The sequence below is a fragment of the Tessaracoccus sp. MC1679 genome, from assembly GCF_014164775.1.
Taxonomy (GTDB): Bacteria; Actinomycetota; Actinomycetes; order Propionibacteriales; family Propionibacteriaceae; genus Arachnia.
In genome coordinates this window covers 152642-176681 of record NZ_JACJGB010000002.1, presented here as the reverse complement: position 1 = coordinate 176681, position 24040 = coordinate 152642, and the positions used below count along the sequence as shown (strand labels likewise).

Below are 24040 nucleotides of genomic sequence, written 5' to 3'. Positions count from 1 at the left end.
CGGTTCGGCGGGCCTGTGGTGGGGCCGGGTTGGCCGGTGGTCGGGTGTCGTGGTCGGGTTGGCCGGAGTCGCCTGTCGTGGTCGGGTTGGCGGGGGGGGGGGGGGGGGGGGGGGGGCCGGTGGGGGGGGGGGGGGGGGGCGCGGGGGGGGGGCCCCTCAACCCCCCCCCCCCCACCCGGCCCCGCCCCCCCCCCCCCGCCGCCTGGCGCACACCTCGCGTGCCCGTGGGTGAGCGGGTCGGGCGCGGAGCGCCGCCGACCGCGTCGAAGCCTTCGTCGGCGCTTCGCGTGGCCAGCCCTTCGCTGGATCTCAAATCGGCGATCGGCGCCATCGACCCCACGATGAAGCGCGGAAGCTCAGCGAGCGCGCGTTGCCCTCTGCGTCAGGGGGACGGTGGTCGGGGCGGCACTGCGCAGCGGTGCCCAACTCGAGGATCACCCAGCTGGCATGCCGCCCAGGACCATCCCGACCCAAGGCCGCCCCGACCAGTGGCGCCCGGACCCGGCCACGCCACAGAAGGAGTCTGCGGGGAACCGGGATCCGATGCCCGGGCGGCCCTCAGAAGCGCCGCAGGCCCCGACCACCTCGTCAGTCGCGGAGACCCTACTCACTCGACCACCACGGGCCGTCCGGGCATCGGATCCCGGATCCCCGCACACGCGGCCCCCGACCATGGGGCTAGGACAGCGGAACGTCACGACGCTCACACCTGTGGGCGGAGCGGTAGGGGATCAGCCGAAGCGGCCGGTGATGTAATCCTCAGTGGACTTCTGATCCGGGTTGTGGAAGATCTTCTCGGTGGGCCCGTACTCGATCAGCTCGCCCGGCTGCCCGTGCGCCTTGAGGTTGAAGAACGCCGTCTGGTCCGAGACGCGCGCGGCCTGCTGCATGTTGTGGGTGACGATCACGACGGTGTACGTCTCCTTCAACTCCTTGATCAGGTCCTCGATGGCCAGCGTCGAGATGGGGTCGAGGGCGGAGCAGGGCTCGTCCATCAGCAGCACATCCGGCGACACCGCGATCGCGCGGGCGATGCAGAGGCGCTGCTGCTGCCCGCCGGAGAGGCCGGATCCCGGCTTGTCCAGGCGGTCCTTCACCTCGTTCCAGAGGTTGGCCCCCTTCAGGGACTGCTCCACCAGGTCATCGGACTCCGACTTGCTCATCCTGTCGTTGTTGAGTCGCACGCCGGCCAGGATGTTTTCCTTGATCGACATGGTGGGGAAGGGGTTCGGGCGCTGGAAAACCATGCCGATGTGGCGGCGCACGCGCACCGGATCCACCGACTTGTCGTACAGGTCCACCCCGTCGAGCAGCACCTGGCCGTCGACGTAGGCGCCGTCGATCACCTCGTGCATGCGGTTGATGGACCGCAGCACCGTGGATTTGCCACACCCGGACGAGCCGATGAAGGCCGTCACGGCGCGCGGCTCGATGGTCATGCTGACCGACTTCACGGCGTGGAACTTGCCGTAGTAGATGTCGAGATCCTTGAGCTCAATTCGCTTGGACATTTTCCTGCGTCTTCCTGATCAGCGGCCGGACTTGGGGGCGAATTTCCACGCGATGAGTCGACCGATCGCGTTGAGGCCCATGACGATGAGAATGAGGGTGAGGGCCCCTGCCCAGGCGCGGGCGTAGAAGGGATCCTGGGGGATGCCGGGGGTCACGTACTGGTAGTACACGAACACGGGCAGCGTGGCCATCGGGTTGGAGAACGGGTTGACGTTCATCGACGCCGTGATGCCGGCGGTGACCAGCAGCGGGGCGGTCTCGCCGATGACGCGTGCGACGGACAGCACCACGCCTGTGACGATGCCGGCCAGGGCGGTGGGAAGCACCACCTTGGCGATGGTGCGCCACTTCGGCACCCCCAGCGCGTACGAGGCCTCGCGCAGCTCGTTGGGCACCAACCTCAGCATCTCTTCCGTGGAGCGCACCACGGTCGGGATCATCAACACCGACAGGGCTACCGCTCCGGAGACGCCGTTGTTGGTGCCAGGCCCGAAGATCAGGCTGAAGACGGTGTAGGCGAACAGCCCCGCGACGATCGACGGGATGCCGGTCATCACGTCGACGAAGAAACGGATCGCCGAGGCCAGCTTGCTGCCTGCGCTGTACTCGACGAGGTAGATGGCTGTGAACAGCCCGATCGGAACGGAGATCAGGCTGGCGATGCCGGTGACGATCAGCGTGCCCCAGATGGCGTGCACAGCCCCGCCGCCTTCACCGATGACGCTGCGCATCGAGTAGGTGAAGAAGTTGATGTCCATCCGCTCGAGGCCCTTGGCCACTGTCTGCCAGATCAGGGAGACCAGGGGGAACAGGGCGATCAGGAAGGCGCCGGTGACGATGTGGCGCGCGTTGCGGTCCTTGGCCTTGCGCATGCCCTCGACCGACCAGGACAGCGCGAACATGGCGACCAGGAAGACGAGTACGCCGATGATCAGGACGCTGCCGATGCCCGCGGCGCTGAAGAGGGCCAGGACCGCCGACGTGACCGCGAAGGCGACGACGAGCATCGCGGGCGTGGTGAAGCGGGGCAGCTGGCCGGCGGTCAACTCGCTGGTGCGCGTGGTCAATGTGGTGGCGCTCATCAGTTGGCTCCCGAGAATTCCTTGCGCAGGGACAGGACCCAGCGCGCCGTCATGTTCACGGCCAGGGTGATGACGAACAGCACGAGGCCTGTCGCGATCAGCTGGTTGATGCCCAGGCCGAAGGCCTCTGGGAAGGCGAGCGCGATGTTGCCCGCGATGGTGTTGGGGTTGCTGGAGGTCAGCATCTGGAAGTGGATGATCGCCGCGGGCGAGAGCACCATGGCGATAGCCATCGTCTCGCCGAGGGCGCGACCGAGCCCGAGCATGCACGCAGAGACGATTCCGGGCGTCCCGAACGGGATCACCGCCTGGCGGATCATCTCCCAGCGGGTGGCGCCCAGGGCGAGTGACGCCTCCTCGTGAAGCCGCGGGGTCTGCAGGAACACCTCGCGTGAGATGGCCGTGATGATGGGCAGCACCATGACTGCCAGCACGACGGCAGCCGTCAGAACGGTGCGACCCGTGCCGGAGACCGGACCGGAGAAGAACCAGCCGAAGACGGGAAGCGGTCCCAAATTGTCCGCCAGCCATACGTACATGGGGCGCATCAGCGGGGCCAGGGTGTTGATGCCCCACAGGCCGAAGACCACCGACGGCACTGCTGCCAACAGGTCGATGATGTAGCCGAGACCGGCTGCGAGCCTCCGTGGGGCGTAGTGGCTGATGAACAGCGCGATCCCGATCGCCACGGGAACAGCGAACACCATCGCCAGCGAGGCGGCCCAGACGGTGCCGAAAGCGAAGGGGAGCGCGTAGCTCCAGAACTCGCCGTACTGCAGGTCCTCGGCGTCTGCGGTCAGCGCCGGGATCGACAACCCGACGAGGAACGTGGCGACGGCGGCGAGGATCACGAGGATCAGGGTGCCGGATCCGGTGGAGATCGCCTTGTAGAGCTTGTCCCCGAATCGCTTGCTGCTGTGGTGGAGGGCGTGACTCTCGTCCTCCCGGTGGGGGAGCGAGTCCTTCTGCGGCGTGGTGGGCGCCTCCGCGTCCGTCGTCGACATGGTTCTCCTGCTGTTGACCGATGGGGCCGGGCGGCTGCCCTGAGCCCTAAGAGTCGCGCCTCCCGCAAACGAGAGGCGCGACTCCTGGGATTACTGGGATCCTACGATCACTTGATCGAGTCGATGGCGGCAAGCACCTTGTCGCGCAGGGCGGGGGCCAGGGGAGCGGAGCCCGCACCCTCGGCCGCGTCGAGCTGGCCCTGCTCGGAGGCGACGTACCCGAGGTACGCCTTCACCAGTTCGGCCTTGGCCGGATCCGCGTACTCCGCGCACGCCATGCCGTAGGCGACCAGCACGATGCCGTAGCCCTCGGCGCTGCGGTCGAGGTTGATCGCGAGGTCGTTGGCCTCGCGACCCTCCTCCATCGGGGAGACGTCCACCGCGGCGGCGGCGTCCTCAGCGGTGGGGCCGTAGAAGTTGTCGTCACCGATCTTGGCGACGGCGAGCTCCCCGGCCTGCGAGGAGTCGGCGTAGCCGATGGTGCCGGTGCCGCCGGTGACGGCTGCGACGACGCCGGAGGTGCCCTTGGCGGCCTCGCCGCCCTCGTAGGTCCACTCGCCGTCGGCCTCGTTGGTCCACACGGAGGGGGCGGTCTTGTTGAGGTAGTCGGTGAAGTTCTCGGTGGTGCCCGAGTCATCCGAGCGGTGCACGGGGGTGATGTCCATGTCCGGGAGCTCGACGCCCTCGTTGGTGGCGACGATGCCCGGGTCATTCCACTTGGTGATGGAGCCGTTGAAGATGCCGGCCAGCGTGTCGGGGTTGAGGTTGAGCTCAGTGACACCCTCGAGGTTGAAGATCACAGCGATGGGTGAGACGTAGATCGGGAGGTTGTAGGCGATGGAGTCATCGGCGCACAGCGACGAGGCGCCGGCCACGTTCTCCTCAAGGGTGAAGGCGCGGTCAGAGCCGGCGAAGTCCACGCCTGCGCCCATGAAGGCCTCGCGGCCGGCGCCGGAACCGTCGGGCGCGTAGTTGACGGTCATGCCCGGGTTGGCGTCCTGGAACTTCGCGATCCAGGTGGTCTGCGCGGAGTTCATGGCGGAGGAGCCCTTGCCGGCGAGGGTGCCCTCGAGGGTGGAGACGGCCGAGGAATCGGCGGTGGCGGAATCAGTGGTGTCCGGCGTGGTGGTGCCCTCGTTGGCCGCGCAGGCCGACAGGAGGAGCGCGGCAGAGAGGCCGAGAGCAGCGGTCAGACGAATCTTCATTCGGGGAGTGCCTTCCGAGAGGGGGGTGGGGCTTGCGTGCGGCCCCGGAACTCGATGTGTTTCGGTTCGTTCCTGCATCGGACGGTAAAGAATCGAAGTAACGCGATGAGTCCAGTTCGGTTAACAGAAGATGAACGGTGGTCGAGTTCTCACGCGGCGAACCCCACGATCGGGTAATTGGGGGGGGGTCGCGGGATGCCGTCAAGCGGTGGGCTTGTGGATCTCGACGGCCACCTTGTCGCCGGCGTCGTCGCGGTGCACCACGACCACCTCCGCGACCACCATTGGCCGCGGCGAGAGATCCACGCCGCTGAACATCGCCGGGAGGACCGGCCGGTGCCCGCACAGCGCGGTGGGCACCTCAAAGGTCCGGAACAGCTCACGAGTGTAGGAGGTGACCTCGTCCGGGTGCACGGTGCCCTTCTCCTCGGTCAGCACATCGAGGGTCTCGATGGTGAGGCCACGCTGATCCGCGTAGGGCCTCAACGTGTCCACGCAGCGCGTCGAGGACGACGACACCAGGCTCTCGATGCCGTACGCCGAGAACAGCTGGGCGAGTTCCTTCGCCTGGCGCCTGCCGCGACCGGCCAACCGTCGCTCCTGGTCCGGGCCTGTCCAATCCTTGCGAAGCATGGCCTTGGCGTGCCTGACCAGGAGGAGCGGGGTGGTGCGCTGCGTGAGGAGGGCGGCCGAGAGGACCCTGCGCTCGTCGGCGTAGGTGAGCCGCCGCATCGCCTTGTCGATCCGGAACCAACGCACCCTGTCCACCTCGGCATCGGGTTCGCGTGGCATCTCCTCCAGCACCTCGGCGCGCCAGTACTCGACGGACTTGGGCCCCTTCTGGAGCTGGTATCGGATCGTCGGCAGCCGTAGGCCCAGCCGGATCACCACTCCGGTCTCCTCAAAGACCTCCCGCACTGCCGTCTGCGGCGCCAACTCGTCGGCCTCGCCCTTGCCCTTCGGCAGCGACCAGTCGTCGTAGCGGGGGCGGTGGATCAGCAGGACTTCGGAGTCATCGCCGGAGCCGCGCAGGACGACGGCTCCGGCGGCCCGGATCTTGGCTCTCTTGGTCATCGCGAGGAGCGTCGGGCCGCTGTCTGCTGGATGAGCCACTCCTGGAGGTCCAGGAGCGGGGTACCCGCGTCGTCAGTGGTGTGCGCCGTCCAGGTTGCGTCGGTCAGCTCCCAGTGGACGGTGCTGTCCGCGAACGCCATCTCGAAGAGGTCCTCCACCTGCTTCACGTGGGCCGGGTTGCTGATGCCGACGATCGCTTCCACCCGGCGGTCCAGGTTGCGGTGCATCATGTCCGCGGACCCGATGCCGACGATCGGTCTGCCACCCCCCGCAAACCACAGCACCCGCGAGTGCTCCAGGAACCGGCCGAGGATGGAGCGGACGCGGATGTTGTCGCTCAGGCCGGGGACACCCGGGCGAATGGTACAGATGCCCCGCACCCAGATATCCACGGGAACGCCGATCTGAGAGGCGCGGTACAGAGCGTCGATGAGAGCCTCGTCGACCAACGAGTTGACCTTGATCTTGATGCCGGAGACCTTGCCGGCGAGGTGGTTGGCGATCTCCCCGTCGACGTAGGCGAGCAGCCCCTGGCGGATGCCGTGGGGCGCCACCAGCAGACGGCGGTAGTTGGTCTCCTGCGTCATGCCGGAGAGGTGGTTGAAGAGCCGGGCCACGTCGTCGCTGATGACGGGGTTGGACGTCAGCAGTCCCATGTCCTCGTACTGTCGCGCGGTCTTCGGGTTGTAGTTCCCGGTGCCGATGTGGGCATACCGGCGCAGCCCGTCGGACTCCTCGCGCACCACCAGGGAGAGCTTGCAATGTGTCTTCAGGCCCAGCATGCCGTAGACGACATGCACCCCCGACTTCTCGAGCTTGCGGGCCCAGCCGATATTGGCCTGCTCGTCGAAGCGGGCCTTGATCTCGACGACGGCGAGCACCTGCTTCCCGGCCTGGGCGGCCTCGATGAGGGCGTCGACGATGGGAGAGTCGCCTGAGGTCCGGTACAGGGTCTGCTTGATGGCCAGCACGGCAGGATCCGCCGCCGACTGCTCGATGAAGCGCTGCACAGACGTGGCGAACGAGTCGTAGGGGTGCTGGACCAGCACGTCGCGCAGTTTGAGCGACTTGAACATGTCCGCGGGGCTGGCGCTCTCCACCTCCGCGAGATCAGGGTGCGTGATGGGCAGGAAGTTGGGGTACTTCAGGTCCTCGCGCTGCGAGTCCGCCAGCGAGAACAGGCCAGTGAGGTCCAGCGGGGCCGAGAGCCGGAACACCTCGTTGTCGTGGACGTCCAGCTCGGCCATCAGCATCGCCAGCATGTGCTCGTCGATGCCCTCTTCCACCTCGAGGCGCACAGGCGGGCGGCCCACCTTGCTGCGGAGGAGTTCCTTCTCCAGCGCGAAGAGGAGATTCTCCGCGTCATCCTCCTCCACCTCGATGTCCTCGTTGCGGGTCACCCGGAATGTGGTGTGCGAGATCACCTGCATGCCGGTGAACAGCTGCCCCAGGTGACGGGAGATGATCTCCTCCAGCGGCAGGAAGCGGCCCTCGGCCAACTTGACCAGCCTCGACAGCACCGGCGGCACCTTGACCCGCGCGAACTGCCGCCCACCGGTCTGTGGGTTCTTCAGCAGGACCGCCAGGTTGATCGACAGCCCCGAGATGTAGGGGAACGGATGCGACGGATCCACGGCCAGCGGGGTGAGGACCGGAAAGATGCGCTCCGCGAACAGGGCGCGCATCTTGTCCTTCTCGGAGGCCGTCAGCTGATCCCACCGGAGGATCTGGATGCCCTCGGCGGCCAACTCGGGCCGGATCACCTCCTGGAAGACGCGCGACTGCTCCACCACCAGGTCGGCCACCTTGCCCAGCAGCTCGGAGTGCAACTCGCCCGGCATCTTGCCGGTGACGGTGGGGACGGCGACGCCGGCGGCGATGCGACGCTTCAGGCCCGCGATGCGGACCATGAAGAACTCATCCAGGTTGGAGGAGAAGATGGCCAGGAACTTGGCCCGCTCGATCAGCGGGATGCGGTCCCGGTCCCGGGCGAGATCCAGGACGCGGTCGTTGAACTGAAGCCAGGAGATCTCGCGATCTAGGTAGCGGTCCGTGGGTAGCGGGGTCTCACTCAATGTCCCTCACCTCTCGAGGCGGTAGCTGGTGTCGGTCTGGGCGATCCGGAAGCCAGCATTCTGGTACATCCGGACCACCCTGTCCTGATCGCCCTCCACGTAGAGCTGGACGGTGCGGTCACCCGCTGCGGCCAGGTGCGCGAGGCCGTGTGCCAGCAGGGCGCGCCCCAACCCCTTGCCTTCGTGGGCCTTGTCGACGGCGATGAGGTAGACCTCACCCAAGGCGTCGCCGTGCCGCTTGGTCCAGTGCAGGCCCACCACGTCGTCGCCGTGCAACAGGACGAAGAATCCAGCGGCGTCGAACCAGGGCTGGCGGGTCAGGTCGTCGAACTCCTTCGCCGTGAGCCGGCCCTGCTCCGGATGGTGCGCGAAAGCCCGTGCGTTGAGCGCCAGCAGCGCTGCGGCCCGATCCGGGGTGTAGGTGACGATGCGGTAGCCCTCGGGGAGTTGCCCCCCCGGTTCGTCGCTGCGGAGGGGGCGCTCCATGCGCAGCAGCGTGCGAACCGGTGTCAACCCGAGGCGCCTCGCCAGTGCGTCACCGCCGGGCAGAGTGCCGAACGCCCACACGGCGGAGTCCGGGTGGGCCCGGAGCGCCTCCGTCAACAGCGCGGCGCCCACCCCCTCCGAGCGGTGGGCGGGATGCACGCCCAGGAGCAGCGTGCCGTCGCGCTCGTCACACACCACGAACCCGTGGGGGTCCGAGCGCGATCCCATGAAGAAGAAGTCTGCCTCGCGGGTGCCGTCGATGCCCATCGAGCCGGACTCGTTGAGGGGTGAGATGCCGTCGTGCTCGGTGATGGCGGCGACGAGGCGCCTCAGCGCGTCCTGCATCGTCGGCGTCAACGTGTTGAGGCTAATCAGCACGGTGTCCCTCCCTCGAGCTGGCGAACCGGTAGCCCACGTTGCGTACGGTGCCGATGTAGTAGTCGTATTGGCCGAGCTTGGCCCGGAGACGGCGCACGTGGACGTCCACCGTACGGGTCCCGCCGTAGTAGTCGTAGCCCCAGACCTGGCTGACCAGGGTTTCCCGCGACAGTACCCGCCCGGGGTGCTGCATCAGGTAGCGCAGCAGCTCGAACTCGGTGTAGGTGAGGTCCAGGGGGGCGCCGTCGAGGCTGGCCGAATAGGCCGCGCCATCGACGCGGATGGGGCCGGCGGTCAGCACATCGGGATCGACGTTGGCCTTGGCCAGGATGCGGAGGCGGGCGTCCAGCTCCGCGGGCTCGCCGCCCGCCGCGACGAAGTCGCTGAAGCCCCAGTCCGGCGACAGGACCGCCAACCCGGAGGTGGCCACGAGCAGGAGGACGGGTGTGCCGCCGCTCTTGGCCAGGGTCTGGCAGGCTGAGCGCGCCCCTGCGAGATCCGTGCGGCCGTCGACCATCACCACCGCCACCGCCTCCGCCTCCACCAACGCCTGGGCGGCGGAGGTGACCTGTGTCACGTGATGGCTCAGCAGGGTCAGCTCCACCGGGGGTTCCCCTTCCGAGACGAAGAGAATATTGCTCACGCGGGAGACCTCCTTCCGGTCGAGTGACTGGCTCATCGTAACGCCGCGGGACTCCCGGCGTTATCCGCGACGACTTGTAGCATGGCCGCCATGGGGCAGCGGGTTCCTGATGAGTACTTCCGGCCAGCCGCTGAATCCGACGACGTGCGCGCTGGTGACAGCGACCGCCCGCTCCCGGACAGGGCAGCCGCGAAGGCCGTCGCGCTCGCAGACATCCGCGTCGGCTGGACGGCTCGCGCCGTCGCCACCTTGGGGGTGGTGGTGGTGGGGGCCTCCTTCACCGTCGGGCGGCTCTGGGTCTTCCCCCCGGACGAGCAGCCGCGTCCGGAACCCGCCCCTTCGCTCTCCGTCTCCGCGATGCCCTCTCCCTCCGCGTCGCCGGATGTTCTCGCCCCGTACGACGGCGCCGTCACGGCGGTCCAGGCCATCGCGGCCGAAGGGCGCTGCGTCGAGGGCGGCAGCCGCGACGCCCCGCTGGCGCTGGTGGACAACAACGGCGAGACGATCTGGCGGTGTCGCGGCGACGGCGCCGAGCAGAGCGTCACGGTGCGCTTTCCCGGGGTCCGCACCCTCGTCGGGCTACGGGTCGTCAATGGGAACACCGTCTGGACGGACCGTTACCTGGCCGAACGCCGGATCCTCACCATCCGGTGGACATTCGCTGACGGCTCGTTCTTCGAGCAGGGTCTGGCGGCCAACGATCGAACCCCGCAGGAGGTGCGTTTCCCGGAGACGGACACAGACAGGGTGACGCTGACCATCCTCGAGTCCACCGCCCCCGGAGGCACCAGCGTGTCCATGGACGCTGTGTCCATCAGCGCCTTGGACTTCCTCGGCCCAGCCTGACCCTCAGGCCCAGTCGTGCGTGTCGATCAGGATCGTCACCGGGCCGTCGTTGACCGAGGAGACGCGCATGTGGGCGCCGAAGCGTCCCCGCGACACTGTCGCCCCCAGCAGCTCCAGCTGCCGGCACAACTCCTCGACGAGGGGCTCGCTCACCTGGCCGGGCGCGGCCCCGCTCCAGGAGGGACGGCGCCCCTTGCGGGTGGAGGCGTAGAGGGTGAACTGGCTGACCACGAGGAAGGGGGCCCCGGTGTCGCTGGCGGAGGCCTCGTCGTCGAGGATCCGCAGGCCCCACAGTTTGCGCGCGAGGGCCGCCGCGTCGGCGTCGGCATCTCCGTGCCCGACACCGGCCAGCACCAGCAGGCCGGGCCGGTCCAGCCGCGCGACCACCTCGTCGCCCACCTCGACGGACGCCTCGAGTACCTTCGTCACCACCACGCGCATGGCCCCATTGTGGCCGGTTCGTATACTGGCCCGCATGGCCGCGGTCCTGGTGTGGGTGCTGATTGTCGCCACCGTCGCGCTGGGCGCCGGTGCGCTCATCGCGCTGGGCGTGACCCTGCGAGGGCTGTGGAGACAGCTGCGAGGAGATGAGTCGTGAACATTGACATCGAGGTGCCTGAGGGCCTCAACCCCGCCCTGACGGCGTTGGGCTGGTTGGTGGGCCGGTGGGAGGGCACCGGCAACGGCACGGACCACGACGGGAACGGGTTCGAGTTCGAGCAGCGCATCGAGTTCAACCACAACGGCGGCGAGTACCTGTACTACGCGTCCCAGACCTTCCTCCTCGGCAGCGAGGGGGCCGATCAGGTGCCGATGAGCATGGAGACCGGCTTCTGGCGCCCCAAGAAGGACGCCTCCCTTGAGGTGGTGCTGACCAGCGCAGACGGCTGGACCGAGGTGCTCGTCGGCAAGATCCAGGTCACCCGCATCGACCTGATGACCGACGCCGTGGTCCGCACGGAGTCGGCCACCGTCACGCACTCCGCGGGCCAGCGTCTCTACGGCAAGGTGGAGGGTGACCTGATGTACGCGCTGGATCGAGCCACCACCGAGCACGAGTTGCGTCCCCACATGTGGGCCAGACTGAAGCGGACCTGAGATGCCCGTGATGCTCGAGTCCGGTGTGGACGCCGGCCTCGCCTGGCACTTCGGCAACCCGGTCGCCGAGGCGCGGGCCCTGGAGGCTGGGGAGGGGGTCGTGGACCTCCATAACCGCGAGATCCTGGAGATCAGCGGGCCGGACAGGCTCGGGTGGCTGCATTCCCTGACCACCCAACACCTGAGTGCGCTGGCTCCCGGCGAGGCCACGACGGCGCTGATCCTGTCACCCACAGGGCACATCGAGCACGTCCTGCACGGCGTCGACGACGGGGCCTCGTTCCTCGCCTGGACCGAACCGGGACGGGCCGCCGAGTTGATCGCCTTCCTGGAGAAGATGCGCTTCTCGATGCGCGTGGAGGTGGCCTCCCGCCCGGACCTGCGCCTGGCCTGGGTGGGGCATCGCGTGCCCCTGGACGGGGCGTGGCGGAGGCGCGATTCCGAGTTGGGCGGGCTCGAGGTGTTCCTCCCTGCGGAGGCTGAGCTCGCCGGCACCGTCGGCACCTGGGCGCTCGAGGCCATGCGCATCGCCGCCGGCGTCCCCCGGATCTTCATCGACACCGACTACAAGACCATCCCCAACGAGATCGGGCTGGTGGGTACGCACCTGAACAAGGGGTGCTATCGAGGCCAGGAGACCGTGGCCCGGGTTCACACCCTGGGCAGGCCCCCTCGACGCCTGGTGCTGCTGCACCTCGACGGGACGATGTCCGCGCTGCCGGAGTGGGGCGCACCTGTCGAGCTGGCCGGCCGGGTGGTGGGTGTGGTGGGCTCCTCGGCCCGCCATCACCAGCTCGGCCCCATCGCGCTCGCCTTGGTGAAACGGTCGCTCGCCGTTGACGCGGAGCTGCTGGCGGACGGGATCCCGGCCGCGCAGGAGGCACTGGTGGACCCCGACGTGGGCCTGCACGTGCGCCCCGTCCTGGGATAAGGGAGAGTCGCTCGCCAGCTGGCATCATTCTCCTGTGCACAACGAGCCGGCGCGTAACACCACGATCGACGTCGCGCGCGCTCTCTCCGTGTTCGTCGTCGTCGTTTTCCACGGACTCATCTTCCAGGCCTCAGTGGGGCCCGACGGCGCTCTGCAGGCGGAGCTGTGGGCGCCGCCCATCTGGGTGTGGGGGCTGTCGTGGCTGCTGATGTCCATGCCGCTCTTCTTCGCCTGCGGCGGCTTCGCCAACGCGATCATCGTGGACAAGATGCGACGGCGGGGCACCGGGTTCTCGCACTATCTCGCCAACCGGGGCCGTCGGCTCACCGGAGGGCTGACTGTCTTCGTGACGGTGTTTGCGGTGATCGCCACCGGGGCCGCCTGGGTGGGCTATCGGGCGCTGGCCGCGGAGCTCAGCCGCTCCCTGATGTTCCTCCTGTGGTTCATCTCCGTCTACCTCGTGATCGTCCTGTTCGCGCCGTTCATGGTGATGCTCCACGACCGGTTCGGGGCGTGGGTGATCGTCGTGATGCTGCTGGGCATCATCGTGGTGGACCGCGCATGGATCGGGTTCGGCCGCAACGACATCGGTCAGATCAACATGTTCCTCGTGTGGCCGCTCTGCCATCAGCTGGGCATCGGGTACCAGCGTGGCTGGTTCAGGGAGGGCCCGGCGCGCCGCACCTGGGCACTCCTGCTGGCCGCGGCCGGCGCGATCGTGCTCCTGATCGCCTTCTTCGGCTACCCGGCCTCGGCGGTCGGCTTCGGCAACGCCCCCCGGGCCAACCACCTTCCCCCCACGTTGGCGATGGCGCTGTTGGGAGTTGCCCAGGTGGCAGGTCTCGGGCTCGTGGAGCGGTCACGGGTGTTCGCCGACCTCGCACCGCGGGCCGAGGCGCGGCTCGCCAGGCTGAGTGCGCTCATGATGACGGTCTACCTGTGGCACGTGCCGTGTCTGCTCATCGGTGCAGCCGCGCTACTACTGCTGGCCACGGCACTGCCGATGGCGGCGCCGGTGCTCCTGGCCCAGACCACAGTGCTGGCGGTCGGCGTGGTCCTGATCCTGGTCCTGGTGCCGCTCATCGGGCTCGTGGAGTACCGGCTGATCCCGCCGCTCGGCACCTCACAGGACCGCTACCTCGCGCTGCTGAGCTACGTGCTGATGATCGCCGGCGCGATGCTGGTGTGGCGCCACGGCACGGTCCTCCACCCGGCCTACCCGGGGGCGATCCTCGGGGTGGTGGCGATCTGGGCCGGGACCTGGACCATGGTGCGGGCGTCCCGACCGGTGGGGGTGGCGCGCAGCCCAGACGACCTCCTCAAGCCGCTGCGCGGACTCGGGGTCCGACGGGCGGACAACTCCCCGGAGGCGGAGGTCCCCGGGGAGTTGGTGGACCGGATCAGTTGAGGGCGGCCAGGGCGGCGTCATAGTCTCGCTCGTGTGAGGTCTCGGACACCTGCTCGGTGTAGATCACCGTTCCCTCGCCGTCGATGACGACGACGGAGCGCGCCAGGAGGCCGCGGATGGGACCGTCGGTGTAGGTGACCCCGTAGGCGCCTCCGAAGTCCGAGCGGAAGTCCGAGGCCACCACGCTGATCGCGCAGGTGCCGGTGTCCAGGGAGTGGAAGATGACGACAAATCCGGCCATGCCCGGGCCGCCATCCGCAGTGCTGTTCGCCACGAGCGTGCTCATCGGGTGTGGGTGAGCGCGACACGGCTCGTCGCGGTTTGAGCCCGTTCAACTCGCGTTCACCCGAAGGTGGTGAACTACTCCCATGAGCCAACAGAATCTCCGCGAATACATCGACCATCTGCGCTCCGAGGGCTACGCAGTCGCCGATGTCCACGGCGAGGACCCGTATCTGATCGACCCGCTCGGCAACGCGGTGGAGACCTGGCGGGATCGCCACCCCTACGACGAGCTCCTGGACCGGGACTCGTACGAAGCGGAGAAGCGGGAGCTGCAGATCGAACTGCTCAAGTTCCAGTACGCCGCCCAGGATGCGGGCACCAAGCACATCATCATCTTCGAGGGGCGCGACGCTGCAGGCAAGGGAGGTGCCATCAAGCGCTTCACCGAGCACCTCAATCCTCGTAGCGCGCGCGTCGTCGCGCTCGCCGCGCCCACGGAGCGGGAGAAGGGCCAGTGGTACTTCCAGCGCTACGTGCAGCACCTCCCGACGGCGGGCGAGATCGTCCTCTTCGACCGCTCCTGGTACAACCGGGCGGGGGTCGAGCGGGTGATGGGATTCTGCACCGATGAGGAGTACGAGAGCTTCATCCGGCAGGCCCCCCTGTTCGAGCAGATGCTGATCGAATCTGGTATCACCGTGACGAAGCTGTGGTTCTCGGTGGCGCAACGCGAACAGCGCACGCGGTTCGCGATCCGCCAGATCGACCCCGTCCGGCAGTGGAAACTCTCACCGATGGACCTGGAGTCGCTGGGCCGCTGGGAGGACTACACCGCTGCGAAGACGGCGATGCTCAAGCACACCGATACCGAGATCGCCCCCTGGTACCGGATCAAGTCCAACGACAAGAAGCGCGCCCGGCTCAACGCGATGCGCCTGTTCCTGGACCTGCACGACTACGAGGGCAAGGATCCGTCGGCGATCAGGCCCACGGACCCGCTGATCGTGCAGCGGGGCCGCAAGAAGTGGATGAAGGCGGATGAGGAGTCCGCCGAGGACGCCGCAGTCCGCCTCGATGCGACCCGCGGATCCACCACGGACCCTGAGCAGGCCTCCACCAAGCCGAGCGTCCTGTTCGTCTGCGTGAAGAACGGCGGCAAGAGCCAGATGGCCGCCGCCCTCGCCAGGCTGCACGCGGGTGACGCCGTCGACGTGTACTCGGCCGGCACCAAGCCCGCCGCGACGCTCAACGAGGAATCGCGAGCGAGCGTCGAGCAGGTGGGTGCCACGTTCGACGGTGAGCAGCCGAAGGCGATCGACCCCGAGATTCTCCGCAGCGTCGACAGGGTGGTGCTCGTCGGCGGCGAGGCGGTGGTGGAGCCCGTCGAGGGCATGCGCGGCACGATCGAGACGTGGCTGACGGACGAGCCGTCCCTACGCGGGATCGAGGGCGAGGAGCGCATGACTTTGGTCCGCGACGACATCGACGCCCGCGTGCGTGCCCTCCTCTCCGAGCTGGTGCCGCCCTCCGCGGACTGACGGTCGGTCCCTGAGCCGAGCTGGACCGCCCGCAGCGCGGGTGGAAGGTCGCCCTTTCGCTCCCTGAGGAGGGCCGCCCGCGAAGCGGCGTGGCCGGTCTACTTCCGCTCCCTGAGGAGGGCCGCCCGCGAAGCGGCGTGGCCCGTCTCGAAGGGTTGTGACTACCACCTTGACGCAGTTCTTGTGGGCGGGTGCGGTGAGCCGTGAGTCGATGCCCGGGCGGCCGTTGTCCATGGTCTCGATGTTTCGTCCAGCCGGGTCGGTGGTCGGGTTGTTGAGGCCGCCCGGGCATCGTCTCCCGTCTCCCCGCACTCGTCCTGTCTGCGGCGTTGCCTGGTCCAGGGTGTGGGCCGGCAGGGCGGCGTTGGGGTCGGGTCTGCCTGAGCGGGATGCCTGTTGGGTGATCGTCGGGTTGGGCACCGCTGCGCAGTGCCGCCCTGCCGTCCCTCACCCTTGCGTTTGGCCGCGGGTTTTTGACCCTTCGAGACTCCCACGGTCGCTTCGCGACGCGGGACCCTCAGGGACCGAGCCTGGCCGCCCTGCCGTCCCCAACTCTCGCGCCCAGGGACGGGTCAGGGGAGCCGGCCGAGGGCGAGGATGGCATCCATCAGCGGGCGCAGGTCGTTGTTGCGCACGCGCTGCGAATTGGCCGACTCGCTGATCCCCTCGCGACCGGCGATCTCGGCGTTGTCCAGGCCGTCGAGCATGCCCCGGAGGGTGGAGAGCGCCCCCGGCCGCAGCCGGCCGAGATGGGCGTCGATCAGCCGCGACACGGCGTCGGCGGAGGGGGTTGCCGTGGCCCGCTCGTCACGCACCGCCGTGCGCACCGCCTCGTATCCCGGTTTGGCCGCCTGTCCCTTGACCCAGTCGATCGCCTCGCGTGCCTGCCACCAGGCGGAACCGTCCTGGATCCCGCGAGCCTCGTCGACGACGACCACCTGGCCACCCCCGAGTCCGCAGCGTGCGTCCCACCGGGGGGCGAGCGCGAGCCTGAGCGAGAAGCCGGCAGTCAAGGCGGCGCCGAGGGAGGGGTATACCCCCTGGAGTTCATCGCCGACGGTGGGGCGAAGTTCGTGCAGCGGTTCGACGGCGGCGTTGACGCCCGCGACCGCCCGGAGCACGTCCGCATGCAGGGCGTCTCTCTGCGCGGTGCGCGACGCCACGATGTCGACGAGCAGAGCCACAACGGGCAGCACCTTCGTAGTCTTCATATGTAGAGAATAACTTCATAGCTTCCGGGTGAAGGACAAACCTTATCCCGCGGGAGTGTCGGGGCGGCCGTGTAGCGTTTCCGGCATGGACTGGGGGCTGGTACTGAAGGCCGCGATCGTGCTGCTCGCGGGCCTCGTCGCCGCCCTCGGCAACCCCGTCGTGCGTGCCCTACTGAGACGGATCGACAAGGCGTCCCTCCCGTCGTCGGAGGTGGAGGTGGCGCAGACCCGGGCCAGCCTCGGCCTGGAGGCGGCCCAGAAGGAGCTTCCGGGCGGCCGGTGGATCGGCATGCTGGAGCGGGTGGCGGTCTACGCGTGCATCGTGGCGGGCTTTCCTGCCGGGATCGCCATGGTGCTGGCGGTCAAGGGTCTGGGGCGGTACGCGGACCTGGCCACGGCGTCGGACTCGGGGACCTCGCGCAAGGGCGAGTTGTTCATCATCGGGACCTTCGCCAGCATGCTGTGGGCAGGGCTCTGGGCCGGCGTCGCCTACTTCGCCGTCCGGGCGTGGTGAGCGCCGGGGGCCTGCTCCCGGAACATGTGGTGGCAGAGCTCCTCGACAGGTGGGCAGAGCCGCATCGTCGCTATCACTCCCAGGCCCACCTGCGCGACGGGCTGGCCGCGCTGGATCTGCTGCAGGCGGGCAGGCTGGAGAGAGTCGCCTTCTGGTTCCACGACGCGGTCCACCACAACGCCAGCCCGGACGACGAACTCGCCTCCGTCGCGCTGGCGCGGGGCCTCCTCCGCGGTCTGCCGGCCGCGGAGGTCGACGAGGTGTGCGGGTTGATCCTGGTCACCGTCGATCACGCGCCTCACCCCGACGACGAGGCCGGTGGACGGATGGCCGACGCAGACCTGCACAGACTGAGGCTCCCGTGGGAGCGGTACTGCGTCAATGTCGCGGCGATCCGGGCCGAGCTCCCCGACCTGGGGCCGGCCGAATGGGTCGAGCGTCGGCGACGCTTCATCGAGCGGATGCTGAGCCGCGGATCGGTCTTCCACACGCCGAAGGGCCTGGCGCTCTGGGAGCACCAGGCCCGGTACAACCTCCGGCGAGAGCTGGATCAGCTCTCGGCGAGCAGCTGGTAGAGACGCCTCTTCAGGTCCTCGACCTCGGCCGTCGCCTGACCGATGAGGTCCTCGTTGCCGCTCTGGGCGATCGTCCCGACGGCGGACCAGGCCTGACCATAGGCCTGTGCCAGCCCGGCCGCGGGATGTGCGGCCGCGTCGTCGTCCTGCTCCCACGGGGTGGGCCGTTCGGTGGCCTCGGCCTCGGCGCGGCCGGCGTCGGTGATCTCATAGGCCTTCCCCGCCTCGGAGGCGATGAGGCGGATGAGCCCCTCGTCCTCCAGTTGGTTGAGCGCCGGATAGATGGCGCCGGGGCTCGGCTTCCAGCGCCCGCCGCTGCGGTTGTCGAGCTCCTGGATGATCTGGTAGCCGTTGCGCGGCTGTTCGGCGATCAGCAGCAGGGCGGCGTTGCGGACGTCGCCGCGACGGGCGCGGCCTCCACGTCGGCCACCGAACGGGCCGGTGCCGAAGCCGCCGGGGCCGAAGGGTGTGGGTCCGAAGCCGCCGGGGCCGAACGGGCCGCCGCCGGACGGGCCGTGCCCGCCCATCCTGCCGCGGCTAGGGCCTCCGTGGCGGTGACCGCGACCGCGGCGCTCGCCGCGCCGATCGTCGGTGGGTTCCTCGGGCGTGCTGCTTTCGTTGAGCAGGGCGCCGAAGATCTGGTGCAGGGCGGCGCCTCGGCCGCCCCAGGGGTGATGCATCGCGTAGTCCATCGCGAACTCCTTCTGGACAGTGGGGGCTGAATGCCCCGTACGTGTTCCAGGATGCACGATAGCTCGCGATATGTCAAAGATATATCGCGAACTATCGTGAAAGAGTCAGGGCTTCTTGTGCCCCTTGCGCTCCTTGGCCCGATCGTTGGCGTTGAGCGACACCTTGCGGATGCGCACCATCGCCGGGGTGACCTCGAGACACTCGTCGCCCGCGCAGAATTCCAGCGCCTGCTCCATGGACATGTTCTTGGCCGGGATCAGCCGCTCCAGCTCGTCGCCCGTGGAGGAGCGCACGTTGGTGAGCTTCTTCTCCTTCGTGGGGTTGACGTCCATGTCCTCGGCCCGGGGGTTCTCGCCGACGATCATGCCCTCGTACACCTCGGCGCCCGGAGGGACGAACAAGGTGCCGCGCTCCTGCAGGTTGAACAGGGCGTAGGACGTGGTCACGCCCGTCCGGTCCGCCACCAGCGAGCCGGTGGGGCGGGTGCGGAAGTCTCCGGCCCAGGGCTCGAAGCCCTCGCCCACGTGGTTCATGATGCCGGTGCCGCGCGTCTCGGTGAGGAACTCCGTGCGGAAGCCGATGAGGCCGCGGGCAGGGACGATGAACTCAAGCCGGACCCAGCCGGTGCCGTGGTTGACCATCATCTCCATGCGGCCGCGGCGGAGCCCCATGAGCTGCGTGACCACCCCGACGAAGTCCTCGGGGATGTCGACGGTGAGGCGCTCGATGGGCTCATGGACCTTGCCGTCGACCAGCTTCGTGACCACCTGCGGCTTGCCGACGGTGAGCTCGAAGCTCTCCCGGCGCATCATCTCCACCAGGATGGCCAGCTGCAGCTCGCCGCGACCCTGCACCTCCCAGGTGTCCGGGCGCTCGGTGGTGTTGACCTTGATCGACACGTTGCCGACCAGCTCCTGCTCCAGGCGCGCCTTCAGCAGGCGGGCGGTGAGGTTCTTGCCGGACTGGCCCGCCAGCGGTGAGGTGTTGATGCCGATGGTCATGGAGATCGACGGCTCGTCGACGTGGATGAGCGGCAGGGGCTTCGGGTTCTCGGGGTCCGAGAGTGTCTCGCCGATCATGATCTGCGGGATGCCCGCGATGGCGACGATGTCGCCGGGGCCCGCCAGATCCGCCTGCACGCGATCCAGTGCCTGCGTCATGAACATCTCGGTGAGCTTCACCGTGGAGATGGTCCCGTCGGTCTTGCACCACGACACCAGCTGCCCGCGCTTCATTTCGCCGGCGATGATGCGGCACAGGGCAAGGCGGCCGAGGTAGGGGGAGGCGTCGAGGTTGGTGACGTGCGCCTGGAGGACCGCGCCCTCCTCGTAGACGGGGGCGGGGATGTGCTCCATCAGGGTGTCGAACAGCGGCTCGAGGTTGGGGCTGTCCGGCATGCCGCCGTCCTCGGGCTGCGTCAGCGAGGCGCGGCCGGCCTTCGCGGAGGCGTAGACGATGGGGAAGTCGAGCACGTGGGCCGCGTCGTCGTCGATGAGGTCCATGAAGAGGTCGTAGGTCTCCTCGACGACGGCGGAGATGCGCGCGTCGCTACGGTCCACCTTGTTGACCACCACGACGATCGGCAGGTTCTTGGCCAGCGCCTTGCGCAGCACGAAGCGGGTCTGGGGGAGCGGACCCTCGGACGCGTCGATCAGCAGGACCACGCCGTCGACCATCTCAAGCCCGCGCTCCACCTCGCCGCCGAAGTCGGCGTGGCCGGGGGTGTCGATGATGTTGATCGTGACCCCGGAGCCGTCGGGGCGGATGTGCCGCACGCCGGTGTTCTTCGCGAGGATGGTGATGCCCTTCTCGCGCTCCAGGTCCATCGAGTCCATGACGCGGTTGTTGACATCGGATCCCTCGCGGAAGGCTCCGGACTGCCACAACATGGCGTCGACAAGCGTCGTCTTACCGTGGTCGACGTGGGCGACGATGGCGACGTTGCGCAGGTCTTCGCGTGTGGGCATGTGGCATCTCCGGGGGATCGACGGTGGGGGCCGCGGGAGAGTCTACGCGGCGGGAGCCTGGCGCCACGAACCGTGAACCTCGACTAGACGCCGGATCGAGTGCCGATGGGGTCGGCGGAGCGCGGGAGGCTCAGTCAATCGGATTGCTCGGGCTGAGCGAGGACCTGGTAGGCGGTCTCGGAGGAGTCCCGGAGGAACTGCGCGCAGCGCTCCTGCTCCTCGTGCTCGCCGATCCGCCCCGCCGCGACACTCAGCGCCCACAGCGCCCGCAGGAAGCCGCGGTTGGCTTCGTGCTCCCACGGCACCTGGCCTGAGCCCTTCCAGCCGTTGCGCCGCAGCGTGTCAAGCCCGCGGTGGTAGCCGGTGCGGGCGTAGGCGTAGGCGGCCAGGGAGCTTCCCAGTCCCTCCTCGGCGAGGCAGGTCTCGGCGAGGAGCGCCCAGCACAACGAGGAGGTGGGGTGCTGCGCCACGACCTCCAGGAAGCGCTCCTTGCCGTGCTCGGAGATCGCCGCGAGAGCAGGGTCGTCCGGCAGCAACACGACGACGTTCGAGGCCATCAGGTTGGGGTGCGTCTCGCTCATGGCGTCAGCCTAGCGAGCGGGCCTCAATTCTCGCCGAACCCGGCCGAGATGAACGCCACCAGCGCGTCGACGGCGTCCTGCGCCTGCGGGCCTGTGGCCGTGAGGCTCAGGGTGTCTCCCTTGCGGGCGTTGAGGGTGGCCAGGCCGATGCTGCTGCCCGCCTTCACGGGGCCGACGTCCCCGTTGCAGATGCGGACATCTGCGTCGAACTTCCTTGCCTCGGCCACGAAGAGCGCCGCAGGCCTCGCGTGCAGGCCGGTCTCGTTGACCAGGACAGCCGTCCCGGTGGCGTCGCCGTCCGCCGCGACCACGGGTGGCACGGATGGTGCCGCAGGAGCGTTCCCCAGCGCGGACAGCTTCGGGGCGAGCGCCGACTCGGCCTCTGCCGCGACATCGTCGATCGACGCTCCACCCACGGCGCGCACCACACCAGCCGTGAGACCCTCCACGAAGGGGGCGGAGAGGACGCGCACGTTCTCGACGCCCGCGAACTCCACGCCCATCTCGGCGCTCATGATCGCTGAGCCCATGTCGACGAAGATCACCACGCCGTCGCCCCGGTCCACCTCCGCGATCGCCTCCGCGACCGCCGCGGCGTCCGTACCCAGCCCGCCGTCGGGCATGCCGGCCGCGATGGCCACGGGAGGGGGCTCCTCGTGGACCATCTGCATGGCCAGCTCGACGGCGGCCTCGGCCAGCGCGCGGCTGTGCGAGACCACCACGATGCCCACCGCCATCAGGCGCCGATCACGTCCGCCAAGGCGTCGAACAGGTACGCCGACGAGGTGGCCCCCGGATCCTGGTGACCCGCGGACCGCTCGCCGAGGTAGCTCGCGCGTCCCTTCTTTGCCACCATGGGGGTGGTGGCGTCACGGCCCACGGCGGCGGACTGCGCGGCCGCCGCGACGGCGTCGTGCAGATCCGCTCCGTCGGCCAGGGCCGCGTCGAAGGCGTCGATGGCCGGGGCCAGCGAATCCACCATCGTCTTGTCGCCCAGCTCCGTCTTGCCGCGGGCGATCAGCCCCTCGAGCCCGGCCCGGAAGGCCTTCGCGAACTCCTGTGGCGAGAGCTCCATCACGGACCCGGTGGCCATCCCCATCTTCATCAGCAGGGTGCCGTACAGCGGGCCGGCGGTGCCGCCGACCGTGCTGACCAGCGTCATGCCCGCCTTCTTGAGCAGGCCGTCGACAGTGGTGGCCGCATCGAGGTGGGTCACCACCGCCGCGGTACCCCGGGCCATGTTGGCGCCGTGGTCCGCGTCACCGATGGCCGAGTCGAGGTCCGTGAGGAAGGTCTTGTTCTCGTCGACGATCTGCGCGTAGCGGCGCAGCCAGTCGGCGAGCAGGTCCAGGGTCAGGTGTTGTGCGCTCACATGCCCCACCGTAGCCCCGCGGACTTCACGGGGGCATCCCACAGGCGAATCATGTCGTCGTCCGCCTTGACGAGCGTGAGCGAGCAGCCGGCCATGTCCAGGCTGGTGATGTAGTTGCCCACGAGGTTGCGCTCGATGGTGACGCCGGCCTCGTTCAGCAGCGCCACAACCTCGCCGTACATGAGGTACAGCTCGATCAGCGGGGTGCCGCCCATGCCGTTGAGCATGGCGATGACGGGAGCGCCGGTGAAGTCGAGGTCGTGGAGGATGGGATCGACCAGTTGCTTGGCGATGGACTTCGCGTCGGCGATGGGCTCTCGGTGACGCCCGGGCTCGCCGTGGATGCCGATGCCGATCTCCACTTCGTTCTCGGGCAGGTCGAAGGTGGGCTTGCCGGCCGACGGGACGGTGCACGAGGTGAGCGCCATGCCCATCGAGCGGCCGTTGTCCGCCACCCGCTGCGCCAACGCCTTGACGGCGGCCAGGTCCTGGCCCTCCTCGGCGGCGGCGCCGACGATCTTCTCCAGGAGCACCGTGGTGCCCACGCCGCGGCGGCCCGCAGTGTAGAGGGAGTCCTGCACCGCGACGTCGTCGGCCACGATGACCGTCTCAACCGTGATACCTGCGTCGGTGGCCATCTCCGCGGCCATCTCGAAGTTCATGATGTCGCCGGTGTAGTTCTTCACGATGTGGAGCACGCCCCCGCCGTTGTCCACGACGGTGGTGGCCTCGAACATCTGGTCCGGGGTGGGGGAGGTGAACACCTGGCCGGCGCACGCGGCGTCGAGCATGCCCACGCCGACGAAGCCGCCGTGCATCGGCTCGTGACCGGAGCCGCCGCCGGAGATGATGGCGACCTTCCCGGCCTCCTTCGGGGTGACGCGGTAGATCACCCGATTCTCGTGATCGACGCGGACATTCGCGTCTGATGCCTCCACGCCCTTGAGGGCGTCGGCGAGCACGTCGTCGGCGGAATTGATGAGCTTCTTCACGGTCCTACCTCCTGCGTCGTTGCGGGTATCCATCGATCCTGATTCCCACAGCGATCGTAGGCAAGGGCCCTGACCTTTCGTGCAGTTTCCTCCAAGCCCGGGGCCACCGATGTGCGCCGATCTCATGCCCTGTCATCCCACATTTCGGGGGAGGGTGGACCATGGAGTCATGAGCATCTCCACCTGCGTCGCGTGCGGCGCACGCAACAGGGTCCCCGCCGCCGCCACCGGCCTGCCGCGATGCGCCAAGTGCAAGGCCGACCTGCCGTGGCTCGTCGACGCCACCGACGCGGATTTCGATGGAGTGGTGGCCACCCGGGTCCCCGTCGTGGTGGACCTGTGGGCGCCGTGGTGCGGGCCGTGCCGCATGGTATCGCCCGTCCTTGAGCGCCTCGCGAAGGCCAAGGCCGGACGGCTCAAGGTGGTCAAGATCAATGTGGATCACAACCGCGCTCTGCAGGCCCGGTTCGAGGCGATGAGCATCCCCACGCTGGTGCTGATGCGCGACGGGAAGGAAGTGGCGCGGCAGGTGGGCGCGTTGCCGGCGCAGCAGCTCGAGCGCTGGGTGGAGCAGCACTCCGCCTGAGGGTTCAGGAAGGAGGCCGCCTCCGGTGGCCGGGCCTCGGCTCC

General features: G+C 68.7%; 26 protein-coding genes and 1 pseudogene. 10 read left to right on the top strand and 17 right to left on the bottom strand.

Going from position 1 to position 24040, the window contains the following annotated elements:
* Positions 1-731: 731 nt before the first annotated feature.
* The 8 genes from pstB to H5398_RS03910 all read right to left on the bottom strand — a co-directional run bounded on the left by pstB (position 732) and on the right by H5398_RS03910 (position 9459).
* Positions 732-1511, bottom strand: a complete 780-nt coding sequence (gene pstB, locus H5398_RS03945; protein WP_182782183.1) for a phosphate ABC transporter ATP-binding protein PstB — start codon at positions 1509-1511, stop codon at positions 732-734.
* A gap of 18 nt (positions 1512-1529) precedes the next feature.
* Entirely contained in the window at positions 1530-2594 is a 1065-nt protein-coding gene (gene pstA, locus H5398_RS03940) for a phosphate ABC transporter permease PstA (RefSeq protein WP_182799093.1), read from the bottom strand.
* Positions 2594-3598 carry a phosphate ABC transporter permease subunit PstC gene (gene pstC / locus H5398_RS03935; RefSeq protein ID WP_182782185.1) on the bottom strand — a complete coding sequence of 335 codons (1005 nt, stop codon included), beginning with the start codon at positions 3596-3598 and terminating at the stop codon, positions 2594-2596. Before pstC ends, pstA begins: the two co-directional genes overlap by 1 nt.
* Positions 3599-3705: 107 nt before the next feature.
* Complete coding sequence (gene pstS / locus H5398_RS03930) at positions 3706-4803, bottom strand: phosphate ABC transporter substrate-binding protein PstS (RefSeq protein ID WP_182799092.1); 1098 nt, start codon at positions 4801-4803, stop codon at positions 3706-3708.
* Positions 4804-5004: 201 nt separating this feature from the next.
* Complete coding sequence (locus H5398_RS03925) at positions 5005-5877, bottom strand: NUDIX hydrolase (protein ID WP_182799091.1); 873 nt, start codon at positions 5875-5877, stop codon at positions 5005-5007.
* Entirely contained in the window at positions 5874-7952 is a 2079-nt protein-coding gene (locus tag H5398_RS03920) for an RNA degradosome polyphosphate kinase (protein WP_182782188.1), read from the bottom strand. The genes H5398_RS03925 and H5398_RS03920 overlap by 4 nt, the downstream gene beginning before the upstream one ends.
* A gap of 6 nt (positions 7953-7958) precedes the next feature.
* Positions 7959-8816, bottom strand: coding sequence for a mycothiol synthase (mshD, locus tag H5398_RS03915; RefSeq protein ID WP_182782189.1), 858 nt, complete (start codon positions 8814-8816; stop codon positions 7959-7961).
* Positions 8806-9459, bottom strand: coding sequence for a winged-helix domain-containing protein (locus H5398_RS03910; RefSeq protein ID WP_370585695.1), 654 nt, complete (start codon positions 9457-9459; stop codon positions 8806-8808). Before H5398_RS03910 ends, mshD begins: the two co-directional genes overlap by 11 nt.
* A gap of 90 nt (positions 9460-9549) precedes the next feature.
* On the opposite strand from H5398_RS03910, the gene H5398_RS03905 reads away from it, so the two are divergent.
* Positions 9550-10305: a hypothetical protein gene (locus H5398_RS03905; protein ID WP_182799089.1), complete on the top strand. Its 756-nt coding sequence runs from the start codon at positions 9550-9552 to the stop codon at positions 10303-10305.
* Positions 10306-10308: 3 nt separating this feature from the next.
* Here H5398_RS03905 and dtd read toward each other — a convergent pair whose 3' ends face one another.
* A complete protein-coding gene (gene dtd, locus H5398_RS03900) occupies positions 10309-10746 on the bottom strand; it encodes a D-aminoacyl-tRNA deacylase (protein ID WP_182799088.1) in 438 nt (145 codons plus the stop codon).
* 34 nt (positions 10747-10780) lie between these two features.
* Here dtd and H5398_RS17165 point away from each other — a divergent pair, with 34 nt between their 5' ends.
* Genes H5398_RS17165 through H5398_RS03885 form a run of 4 tightly spaced genes read left to right on the top strand, consistent with a single transcriptional unit; the run spans position 10781 to position 13742 of the window.
* Positions 10781-10903: a hypothetical protein gene (locus H5398_RS17165; RefSeq protein WP_255443528.1), complete on the top strand. Its 123-nt coding sequence runs from the start codon at positions 10781-10783 to the stop codon at positions 10901-10903.
* Positions 10900-11403 carry an FABP family protein gene (locus tag H5398_RS03895; protein ID WP_370586043.1) on the top strand — a complete coding sequence of 168 codons (504 nt, stop codon included), beginning with the start codon at positions 10900-10902 and terminating at the stop codon, positions 11401-11403. Before H5398_RS17165 ends, H5398_RS03895 begins: the two co-directional genes overlap by 4 nt.
* Position 11404: 1 nt before the next feature.
* Positions 11405-12334, top strand: a complete 930-nt coding sequence (locus tag H5398_RS03890; protein WP_182782193.1) for a folate-binding protein YgfZ — start codon at positions 11405-11407, stop codon at positions 12332-12334.
* Between the two features lie 34 nt (positions 12335-12368).
* A complete protein-coding gene (locus H5398_RS03885) occupies positions 12369-13742 on the top strand; it encodes an acyltransferase (protein ID WP_182799087.1) in 1374 nt (457 codons plus the stop codon).
* Here H5398_RS03885 and H5398_RS03880 read toward each other — a convergent pair.
* On the bottom strand, positions 13735-14028 hold the full coding sequence (locus H5398_RS03880) for a redoxin family protein (RefSeq protein WP_182799086.1): 294 nt from the start codon (positions 14026-14028) through the stop codon (positions 13735-13737). The two genes, H5398_RS03885 and H5398_RS03880, sit on opposite strands and share 8 nt — an antisense overlap.
* Positions 14029-14110: 82 nt before the next feature.
* On the opposite strand from H5398_RS03880, the pseudogene ppk2 reads away from it, so the two are divergent.
* Positions 14111-14986 (top strand): annotated as a pseudogene (gene ppk2 / locus H5398_RS17160) (polyphosphate kinase 2); the annotation flags it as partial.
* A 9-nt stretch (positions 14987-14995) separates the two neighbouring features.
* Positions 14996-15505, top strand: a complete 510-nt coding sequence (locus H5398_RS17155; protein ID WP_255443551.1) for a low molecular weight phosphatase family protein — start codon at positions 14996-14998, stop codon at positions 15503-15505.
* 572 nt (positions 15506-16077) lie between these two features.
* On the opposite strand, the gene H5398_RS03870 is transcribed toward H5398_RS17155, so the two are convergent.
* Positions 16078-16716: a SatD family protein gene (locus H5398_RS03870; RefSeq protein WP_182799084.1), complete on the bottom strand. Its 639-nt coding sequence runs from the start codon at positions 16714-16716 to the stop codon at positions 16078-16080.
* Positions 16717-16801: 85 nt separating this feature from the next.
* Here H5398_RS03870 and H5398_RS03865 point away from each other — a divergent pair, with 85 nt between their 5' ends.
* Positions 16802-17230, top strand: a complete 429-nt coding sequence (locus H5398_RS03865; RefSeq protein ID WP_182782197.1) for a hypothetical protein — start codon at positions 16802-16804, stop codon at positions 17228-17230.
* Positions 17231-17259: 29 nt separating this feature from the next.
* Positions 17260-17805 (top strand): metal-dependent phosphohydrolase, encoded by a 546-nt coding sequence (locus tag H5398_RS03860; RefSeq protein ID WP_182799083.1) that lies wholly within the window; start codon positions 17260-17262, stop codon positions 17803-17805.
* Here H5398_RS03860 and H5398_RS03855 read toward each other — a convergent pair.
* The 6 genes from H5398_RS03855 to dhaK all read right to left on the bottom strand — a co-directional run bounded on the left by H5398_RS03855 (position 17781) and on the right by dhaK (position 23410).
* Complete coding sequence (locus H5398_RS03855) at positions 17781-18497, bottom strand: PadR family transcriptional regulator (protein ID WP_255422087.1); 717 nt, start codon at positions 18495-18497, stop codon at positions 17781-17783. The genes H5398_RS03860 and H5398_RS03855 overlap by 25 nt on opposite strands.
* Before the next feature lie 105 nt (positions 18498-18602).
* Positions 18603-20465: a translational GTPase TypA gene (gene typA, locus H5398_RS03850; protein WP_182782199.1), complete on the bottom strand. Its 1863-nt coding sequence runs from the start codon at positions 20463-20465 to the stop codon at positions 18603-18605.
* 134 nt (positions 20466-20599) lie between these two features.
* The gene (locus H5398_RS03845; protein WP_255422088.1) at positions 20600-21046 is read right to left on the bottom strand and encodes a DUF3151 domain-containing protein; all 447 of its coding nucleotides are present in this window, start codon (positions 21044-21046) and stop codon (positions 20600-20602) included.
* A 23-nt stretch (positions 21047-21069) separates the two neighbouring features.
* Entirely contained in the window at positions 21070-21783 is a 714-nt protein-coding gene (gene dhaM / locus H5398_RS17690; RefSeq protein WP_182782200.1) for a dihydroxyacetone kinase phosphoryl donor subunit DhaM, read from the bottom strand.
* A complete protein-coding gene (gene dhaL / locus H5398_RS03835) occupies positions 21783-22418 on the bottom strand; it encodes a dihydroxyacetone kinase subunit DhaL (RefSeq protein WP_182782201.1) in 636 nt (211 codons plus the stop codon). Before dhaL ends, dhaM begins: the two co-directional genes overlap by 1 nt.
* On the bottom strand, positions 22415-23410 hold the full coding sequence (gene dhaK, locus H5398_RS03830) for a dihydroxyacetone kinase subunit DhaK (RefSeq protein ID WP_182799082.1): 996 nt from the start codon (positions 23408-23410) through the stop codon (positions 22415-22417). Before dhaK ends, dhaL begins: the two co-directional genes overlap by 4 nt.
* 169 nt (positions 23411-23579) lie before the next feature.
* Between dhaK and trxA the strand changes: the two genes are divergently transcribed.
* A complete protein-coding gene (gene trxA, locus H5398_RS03825) occupies positions 23580-23996 on the top strand; it encodes a thioredoxin (protein ID WP_182799081.1) in 417 nt (138 codons plus the stop codon).
* Positions 23997-24040: the final 44 nt, after the last annotated feature.

What these genes read in the sequence shown, in the direction of transcription:
- pstB (WP_182782183.1), bottom strand. Translation starts at nt 1,511, where the DNA reads ATGTCCAAGCGAATTGAGCTCAAGGATCTCGACATCTACTACGGCAAG.
- pstA (WP_182799093.1), bottom strand. Translation starts at nt 2,594, where the DNA reads ATGAGCGCCACCACATTGACCACGCGCACCAGCGAGTTGACCGCCGGC.
- pstC (WP_182782185.1), bottom strand. Translation starts at nt 3,598, where the DNA reads ATGTCGACGACGGACGCGGAGGCGCCCACCACGCCGCAGAAGGACTCG.
- pstS (WP_182799092.1), bottom strand. Translation starts at nt 4,803, where the DNA reads ATGAAGATTCGTCTGACCGCTGCTCTCGGCCTCTCTGCCGCGCTCCTC.
- H5398_RS03925 (WP_182799091.1), bottom strand. Translation starts at nt 5,877, where the DNA reads ATGACCAAGAGAGCCAAGATCCGGGCCGCCGGAGCCGTCGTCCTGCGC.
- H5398_RS03905 (WP_182799089.1), top strand. Translation starts at nt 9,550, where the DNA reads ATGGGGCAGCGGGTTCCTGATGAGTACTTCCGGCCAGCCGCTGAATCC.
- dtd (WP_182799088.1), bottom strand. Translation starts at nt 10,746, where the DNA reads ATGCGCGTGGTGGTGACGAAGGTACTCGAGGCGTCCGTCGAGGTGGGC.
- H5398_RS17165 (WP_255443528.1), top strand. Translation starts at nt 10,781, where the DNA reads ATGGCCGCGGTCCTGGTGTGGGTGCTGATTGTCGCCACCGTCGCGCTG.
- H5398_RS03890 (WP_182782193.1), top strand. Translation starts at nt 11,405, where the DNA reads ATGCCCGTGATGCTCGAGTCCGGTGTGGACGCCGGCCTCGCCTGGCAC.
- H5398_RS03880 (WP_182799086.1), bottom strand. Translation starts at nt 14,028, where the DNA reads ATGAGCACGCTCGTGGCGAACAGCACTGCGGATGGCGGCCCGGGCATG.
- H5398_RS17155 (WP_255443551.1), top strand. Translation starts at nt 14,996, where the DNA reads ATGAAGGCGGATGAGGAGTCCGCCGAGGACGCCGCAGTCCGCCTCGAT.
- H5398_RS03870 (WP_182799084.1), bottom strand. Translation starts at nt 16,716, where the DNA reads ATGAAGACTACGAAGGTGCTGCCCGTTGTGGCTCTGCTCGTCGACATC.
- H5398_RS03865 (WP_182782197.1), top strand. Translation starts at nt 16,802, where the DNA reads ATGGACTGGGGGCTGGTACTGAAGGCCGCGATCGTGCTGCTCGCGGGC.
- H5398_RS03855 (WP_255422087.1), bottom strand. Translation starts at nt 18,497, where the DNA reads ATGGACTACGCGATGCATCACCCCTGGGGCGGCCGAGGCGCCGCCCTG.
- typA (WP_182782199.1), bottom strand. Translation starts at nt 20,465, where the DNA reads ATGCCCACACGCGAAGACCTGCGCAACGTCGCCATCGTCGCCCACGTC.
- H5398_RS03845 (WP_255422088.1), bottom strand. Translation starts at nt 21,046, where the DNA reads ATGAGCGAGACGCACCCCAACCTGATGGCCTCGAACGTCGTCGTGTTG.
- dhaM (WP_182782200.1), bottom strand. Translation starts at nt 21,783, where the DNA reads ATGGCGGTGGGCATCGTGGTGGTCTCGCACAGCCGCGCGCTGGCCGAG.
- trxA (WP_182799081.1), top strand. Translation starts at nt 23,580, where the DNA reads ATGAGCATCTCCACCTGCGTCGCGTGCGGCGCACGCAACAGGGTCCCC.